At 31.0% G+C, this 7576-nt stretch carries 4 protein-coding genes; all 4 read left to right on the plus strand.

All coding sequences use genetic code 11. The features are described from left to right. Positions 1-98 precede the first annotated feature (98 nt). Genes HF876_RS18340 through HF876_RS19335 form a run of 4 tightly spaced genes read left to right on the plus strand, consistent with a single transcriptional unit; the run spans position 99 to position 6897 of the window. The gene (locus tag HF876_RS18340) at positions 99-2237 is read left to right on the plus strand and encodes a Mu transposase C-terminal domain-containing protein (protein WP_169361501.1); all 2139 of its coding nucleotides are present in this window, start codon (positions 99-101) and stop codon (positions 2235-2237) included. Next, positions 2230-3807 (plus strand): ATP-binding protein, encoded by a 1578-nt coding sequence (locus HF876_RS18345; protein ID WP_169361502.1) that lies wholly within the window; start codon positions 2230-2232, stop codon positions 3805-3807. The genes HF876_RS18340 and HF876_RS18345 overlap by 8 nt, the downstream gene beginning before the upstream one ends. Positions 3808-3820: 13 nt before the next feature. Beyond that, on the plus strand, positions 3821-5683 hold the full coding sequence (locus HF876_RS18350) for a TnsD family Tn7-like transposition protein (RefSeq protein ID WP_169361503.1): 1863 nt from the start codon (positions 3821-3823) through the stop codon (positions 5681-5683). Continuing rightward, positions 5680-6897 carry a TnsD family Tn7-like transposition protein gene (locus HF876_RS19335; protein WP_169361504.1) on the plus strand — a complete coding sequence of 406 codons (1218 nt, stop codon included), beginning with the start codon at positions 5680-5682 and terminating at the stop codon, positions 6895-6897. Before HF876_RS18350 ends, HF876_RS19335 begins: the two co-directional genes overlap by 4 nt. Positions 6898-7576 lie beyond the last annotated feature (679 nt).

Below are 7576 nucleotides of genomic sequence, written 5' to 3' on the forward strand. Positions count from 1 at the left end.
AGGACGCTCCATGATTGGATGCCGTTCTGACAGAGACTTAACTTTTTTATGTCCAGGATATTGACGTAGATCCATAACTCAAAAGAGAGGTTAGCTTAGTGAACTTTTATTTAAATGAAGTTCTTAAAGAAAGAATTACAGAGGAAAGATATAGGATATTATGGATCGATCCTCACCAAACATTACTATATATGATTCAACTAGATAATGAAAATGCGGTTCCAATTAAAAAAAGTATTTCAGAACTTCGAGAAGCTATTATTATAAATGAATGGTTTAAAGAAAAAGAAGTAAATATTACCTCTTTTATTTCAAGTGACTATGAGCAAAAACATATTGAAATTAGGGATAATGCTTGGTTAATTATTAAAGATATAGTAAACCAAGAACCGCAAGTATTTGATAAAAAATATAGGAGTAGATTAATAAAAAGTGTTCGCGAACAACATTCAGTTAACTATAAAACAGTAAGAAAGTATTTATATAAATATTGGTCAAAAGGAAAGAAAATAGATGCGTTGCTTCCGAACTATATTAATTCAGGTGCTAGAGGTAAAGAGCGAAATGCTGGAGAAAAAAAACGTGGTCGGCCAAGGAAATACGGGACAATTGGTATTAATGTTGATGAAACAACAAAAAAAATATTTAGAAAAGCAATAGAGAAATACTATTTAAACTCTAAACAAAGTAGTTTAACCGTTGCATATAAATTTATGTTGAGAGATTTTTATGTTGAGAATATATATTATGAAGACGGAATAGAAAAAATGATTTTAAAAGATGAAAACAAAATTCCAACAATTGATCAATTTAAATATTGGTTTCATAAAGAATATGATGCACCAGAAATTTTGAAAGCACGAAAAGGAGAAAAAAGATTTAATAAAGATCATCGTGCTGTACTGGGTACATCACTATCGGAAGTGTTTGGACCAGGATCACGATATCAGATTGACGCAACTGTTGGTGACCTATATTTAGTTTCTGAAATAAATAGGAATTGGATAATTGGCCGACCGGTGATTTACGTTGTTATCGACGTTTTTAGCAGAATGGTCGTGGGAATGTATATCGGTTTAGAAGGCCCCTCCTGGGTTGGTGCATCAATGGCTATAAAAAATGTTGTTTCTAACAAGAAAGAGTATTGTGCTGAGTATGGTATAGAAATCACAGAAGAAAAGTGGCCCTGTAACCATTTGCCTGAAATATTATTAGCAGATAAGGGAGAATTTGAAGGTTATAACGTAGATAGATTAGTAAATGCATTTAATTTACATGTAGAAAATACAGCTTCTTACAGAGCAGATTGGAAAGGGATAGTAGAAAGAAAGTTTAGAACCATTCAAACAAAAGTAAAACCCCTCTTACCGGGATATATAGATATTGATTTCCAAGAACGTGGTACTAGGGATTATCGCTTAGATGCAACTTTAACATTGAGAGAGTTTAACCAATTAATGATTAAACAAATCTTAATTTATAATTCAAAACACTATATGAGTTCATATGTGAGAGACCGTGATTTAGTAAAAGATAATGTATTGCCTATACCTTTAGAATTATGGAATTGGGGAATTCAAAATCGTACTGGTAAATTAAAATACCATTCAGAAGAAGATGTAATGCTTCAGTTACTACCTAGAGACACAGCAACTGTTAATTATACAGGAATCCATTTTAAAGGAATTATTTATAAATGTAAAAAGGCAATAGAAGAGTCATGGTTTGAAAACGCAAGAATGAATGGTTCATGGAAAATCTATTTAGCCTATGATAGAAGAAACATGGATCACGTATATTTTATAGATGAGGATAAGAATCAGAAAGAAATATGCTATATGATAGGCAATTCTACACGGTTTTCTGGATTAAGTTTAGATGATATCAATTATTTGAGAGAAGAAGAAAGAAGGACTGCAAAGAAGCATAATCATTCGCAGATTCAAAAAGACATTGATTATTTATCAGAGGCTCAAGAAATAATAAATACTGCTTCAAAAGAGTATAAACAAGAAAAAGATACAACATTAAGCAAAATGGAAAGAGTGGGTTCTATAACAGAAAACCGTCAATTAGAAAAGAGATATCAATATGAAAATGAATCTATCCCACTATTAGATAATGATTCAATAGATGATAAAATCGTTCCATTTAAAGGTAGAAATGAAAAAGATGATTTTAAAAGGACCAGCGTACGGGACTTTCTAAAGCGTAGAATGGAGGAACATAATGAATAATTCATTTTCTGATAATATTTTGGAAGCAGATTATAAAGAACAAGAAGTTATGGATTTTCAAGGTAATCCTTTGATTGAAGCCCTTCCCCCAATTCTCTCACCAGAAGAAGCTTATGAAGCGCTCAGTTATTTACCCCCTTTTGACGAAAGTGAAATTTACTTACCTACTCATGTACGCTATCATGCTATACCCAGGATAAATCAATTCTTTCAACCAGTTATGCAACATCTAGATTTAGAACAACGATTTTCTAGATTATTAAGAATGGGCTATGTTAGTAGAAATCCACTTTCTCCTGAATATACTAAAGCGTTACATGGGCTAAGTGATATCCGATCAACAGCTTCAAATATGACTCTTATGGGTTTTTCTGGAATAGGGAAAACTACAGCAATTGAAAGAATACTATCCCTTTATCCTCAAGTTATATTGCATAAGCATCCATTAAATTTAATGCAAGTTGTATGGTTAAAATTGAATTGTCCGCATGATGGTTCATTAAAATCATTGTGTATGGACTTCTTCTTAAAAATGGACCAACTATTAGGAACAAATTATTTTGATAAATTTGGTAATTCTCGTCATTCAATTAGCTCGATGGTAACTAGGATGGGACAAGTTGCAAAGTTACATTGTATTGGAGTAATAGTTATTGATGAAATTCAACATCTCTTAGCTACTAAAAACAATGATTCGGAAAAGATGATGAATTACTTTGTGACAGTAGTAAATGAATTAGGAGTCTCAGTAGTGATGATCGGTACTATGCGTGCAAAAGTTATATTACAGCAAGATTTTAGGCAAGCACGTCGCGGTAGTGGTCAAGGGGATATGGTTTGGCAGCAGATGAAAAAAGATGGTGATTGGGATTTATTGATTGAAAGTTTGTGGGGATATCAATGGTTAAGAAATAAGGTTGAGTTAACGGAAGAGTTGAATCAGACACTATATGACGAAAGTCAAGGTATCGTGGATATAGCAATTAAGCTATTTGCATTGGCTCAAGGACGTGCGATTGAGACTGGAAAAGAAACAATAACAACAAATACTATCAGGCAAGTAGCAAAAGATGATTTAAAGCTTGTTCAGCCAATGCTTAAAGCATTAAAAAATGGACACTTATCTGAATTAGAAAAGTATGCTGATATTATGCCGTTGGACATTAAAGAATACTTAGTATTACATGAGCCAAAAGTGAATTTAAGAGCAACTATTCAAAAGAAAAAGGAACTTCAATCACAGAAAAGAAATGAAAAAGTTAATAACAATTTGGAAAAATTAATTACAGGTCTAATTGCACTTGGGATAAATGTCGAAATAGCAGAAAAATCTTCTGTTAAAGCTGTTAAAAGTAACCCAACTGATTCTATGACGGAATTAATGGTACTTGCTCTTAAATATTCAGATGAAATCCAAAAGAAAAAGGAACCAAAACAAATTAATAAATCGAATACAGATTTCGTTTTATTAAAGTTATTTGAAAAAGCAAAGAAAAATAAGGTATCAAATTATGATGTTTTAAAAGAAGCAGGTTATATTAAATCGCCGATAGATGAATTTGTAATCTAGGGGGTATTTTTGATTGATTGGTTATTTTCCTTCTCTTTATGAAGATGAACTTTTATATAGCTGGCTCGCACGATATCATGAGCACACAGGAAATATTAGTCCAAAGCGAACTTTAAATGAAATTTTTAACTCAACTAACATCGTAGCTGTTTTAGACATACCATCAAATATAAATAAATTGTCTGAAGCATTAATGCATTTTAATATACCAGAAGTTGAATCATTAATACAAAACCATACTCTTTTTAAATACTACATTTTTTTTCAATCAGAGACGCTGCGAGAAAAAATATTTAAGAATATGAAATTTGGTGGAAAGCCTGGTTCAAGTCATCTTTTATTGGGGATTAACGCATCAACTATAAATGAATGGAAACATATTCGCTTCTGTCATACTTGTAGTCAGGAAAATATTAATAATTATGGGGAACCATATTGGCATGTATCTCATCAGTTACCTAAATCTTTTTATTGTATTAAACATGATGAGTTATTAGTTGATTCTCTAATCAAGGCACGAAATAAACATAAGCATCAGTATGTATCGGCCAACTCAAATATTGAAATAACGCAAAAGTTAAAACCGTCATTTAATTCGAAAACTGAGCAACATTTAAAGATGATTTCGAAAGAAAATAATAAATTACTTGAACTTAATTTTTTAAATCTTTCTTTAGATATTGAAGGTATTTATAAATACTTACTGCAGGTTAATGGTTATGCAAATTATTTTGGGAAAATTGATCAGCAAAAACTTGCAGAACAATTAATAAAGTTTTATGGAGTAGAGTTATTGGAACTTCTTGATTCAACCGTTGATCTAAATAACAGTTCTTGTTGGTTAAAAGCAATTACAAGAAAGCATAGAAAGGCTTTCCACCCTATTCGGCACATACTACTTTTAAATTTTTTAGGAGTGGCGGTAGAAGAATTAAAAGACTTAGTCGGAAAAAAATATTACCCATTTGGAGAAGCACCTTATTATTGTCTAAATCCAGCAGCAAATCACTATGAAGAAAAGGTTGTTAAAGAAGTCATAATAACAAGTTGTACAGATACCGGAAAACCTGTTGGTACGTTTAAATGTGAGTGTGGATTTACTTACTCAAGGAGAGGCCCAGATATAAATAAAAATGATGTTTTTAAGGTTGGGAGAATAAAGGATTTTGGGGTAGTTTGGATTCAAGAATTAAATAGATTAATTAATATAGAAGGACTAAGTTATAAGGAGGTCGCAAAAATTTTGAAATGCGATCCTGCAACTGTAAAAAAGTATTCAGAAATAAAAAGTCGAAAAGAGGATGTTACTGTTGAATTTAACGAGTATCCCTTTGTAAAGGCATTAAAAGAAAAAGAGTGGCTAGAACTAATTAATGGGAATCTTTTATTAACAATTAATTCAATAAGAGGTTTAAATCCGTCCCTCTATCTATGGCATTATAGACATAATAAAGATTTTCTGAAAAGAAATAGCCCTCGAAATAAGATCAAAGTAAATCCAAAAAGTAGAGTTAATTGGGAAAACAGGGATTCAGAGACATTAAATCAAGTAATTGAAGTAGTCGAAAATCTTTATGGGATGGAAAAGCCTATCTTTGTTAATAAAACAAATGTCAGTAAGCGAATTAGCAATCCTTCTTTTATAGAGAAACATATTGAAAAAATACCTAAGACAAAAGAGTTTTTGATGAATAATATAGAATCGAGGGAAGACTTTCAGCTTAGAAGAATATTTTGGAGCTATAAAGTACTGTATGAAAATGGAGAAGTAATAAAGAAATGGAAAGTAAGAAGATTGGCTGGATTTAAAAAAAACATGGATAATAAAATAGAGTCGATGCTACAAAACTTAGAGGTATGGGGTGAGCAGTTGTGATTGGGTGCTTCCCCATCCCCTATAAGGACGAATTCATTTACAGTATACTCGCTAGGTATAATCTTGTTTCCTCAAATGGATCAGAGCATATAACTTCTAATGAGCTATTCTCTAGACCAATGTGGGAGATAAAAATGGACTTGTTTCCATACGCCAAAAAAATAGAAATGAAGTTAGAACACTTTAATTTTTATAATGCTGTGGAAATAATAGAGAATTTTAGTTTTTTTAACTACTATAAGAAATTATCAGGAAACAAGGATTATTTTCAATCATTAATGTTAGAGGAAAGGCCAGGAAGGATAAAAAATGAACTTTACTGCCATGATATTGAAATATATAACGCATATTACTATAGATTTTGCCTAAAATGCTTTGAAAGAGATTCAGAAAATGGAGTACCATATTGGCATATAACTCACAATTTACCAGGTGTAACATATTGTGAAAAGCACCAATGCAAACTTGTATCAAGTGATGTGAAATTTAATGGGAAGAAGCTTATTGCTTTATCAAATCAGGTGAAAATAAGTGAACTTCCTTTATTAAATGATTGGGAAGAAAAGATATTGAAATTAATTTCTGAACAAACCGTTTATCTATTCTATAAAAAAGATTCCACTAGGGATACAAACACAGCGTACATATCCTACCTCTATGAAAGTGGATATTTAAAAGATTTTGCTCTTGACGAGAAAAGTTTGACAAACGATTTTATGCTTTTTTATAGTGATAGCATTTGTAAAATAATTAATATTGATAAGAAATATGTAATATCAACGTTAATACGGCGAATTAAAGAGGCTGCTACAGGTGATATTCACCCCCTATTTCATATTCTTTTTCTCATTTTTTGTGGAAAGAAAATTAAACATTTGAATGAAAATAATCAGTTAACCATACCCTTTGATTCCGACTTATTTATTGAGAAAACTTGCAAATGTTTTGATGGTTTTTTTATACATAATTCTACATTAAGATTTAGAAAAGAAGGACTTATTGGCTCAGTTAAATGTAGTTGTGGAAATTATTATGGTATAGAGTCTTGGAATATGAAGATAGAAGTACGTTACGGTGAAAAATTCACTGAACAGGTGGGGGAACTTCTATTTGTTGAGGATTTACCTATTTCAGAAATTAGTAGTAAATTAAATATCAGTAAATCAGATTTGAAAAATTATTTGATCTCTAGGAGAAATAGTGCACGTTATTAATATTATTAAAGGAATTTGCAGATACATATGAAGGATTTTTTGATTTCTTTTCCAGCTGAAAAAGAATATGAGGAATTATTTGGATATGACCAATTTTTATAAGTAGGGCTCTTTTAAAGTTATTGGTTGAATTGGAGTATATAAGCTAAGATTGGGAAACTTCGCATTCAAATTGACAAGTATATATGATATTTCAAAGGGCAATTAAATGTACATAAAAAAATAAGATAAGAATAACTACTACCTCTATTAACTATTTACTAAAATTACTTGGTTAAAGAATAAATAACCAAGTAATAGACAATTAATATTGTATATTGGAGGGAAAAATTATTATGTTCATAAAAAAAGATGTTGATAAAATAATTTATTGCTACTGTTGTCGCAAAAGGACATTATTTATTCGTAGAGATACGCATAATAATAGTGGTGTTGAGAGTCGTTGTAGTGAATGTTTATACGTTTGGTTTGAATGGCAAAATCGAGCGGTAGATCGAGAAAAAGAAAAGTGGATTGAATATAATGAATTAACATTTTAATTGTAATTACACAAAAAACACTTGGAGAATATTCTCCAAGTGTTTTTTCTTTCGTTCTTCAACTAAAGCACCCGTTAGTTCAACAAGCTCTATTAATCAACAACATTAGAGAGTACCTCACAATCACAGAATCCGCCTTG

It is taken from the genome of Psychrobacillus sp. BL-248-WT-3 (genome assembly GCF_012843435.1).
Classification (GTDB): domain Bacteria; phylum Bacillota; class Bacilli; order Bacillales_A; family Planococcaceae; genus Psychrobacillus.

Bases quoted from the DNA above. Each gene is read 5' to 3' on its own strand.
- HF876_RS18345 (WP_169361502.1), top strand. From the start codon at position 2,230: ATGAATAATTCATTTTCTGATAATATTTTGGAAGCAGATTATAAAGAA.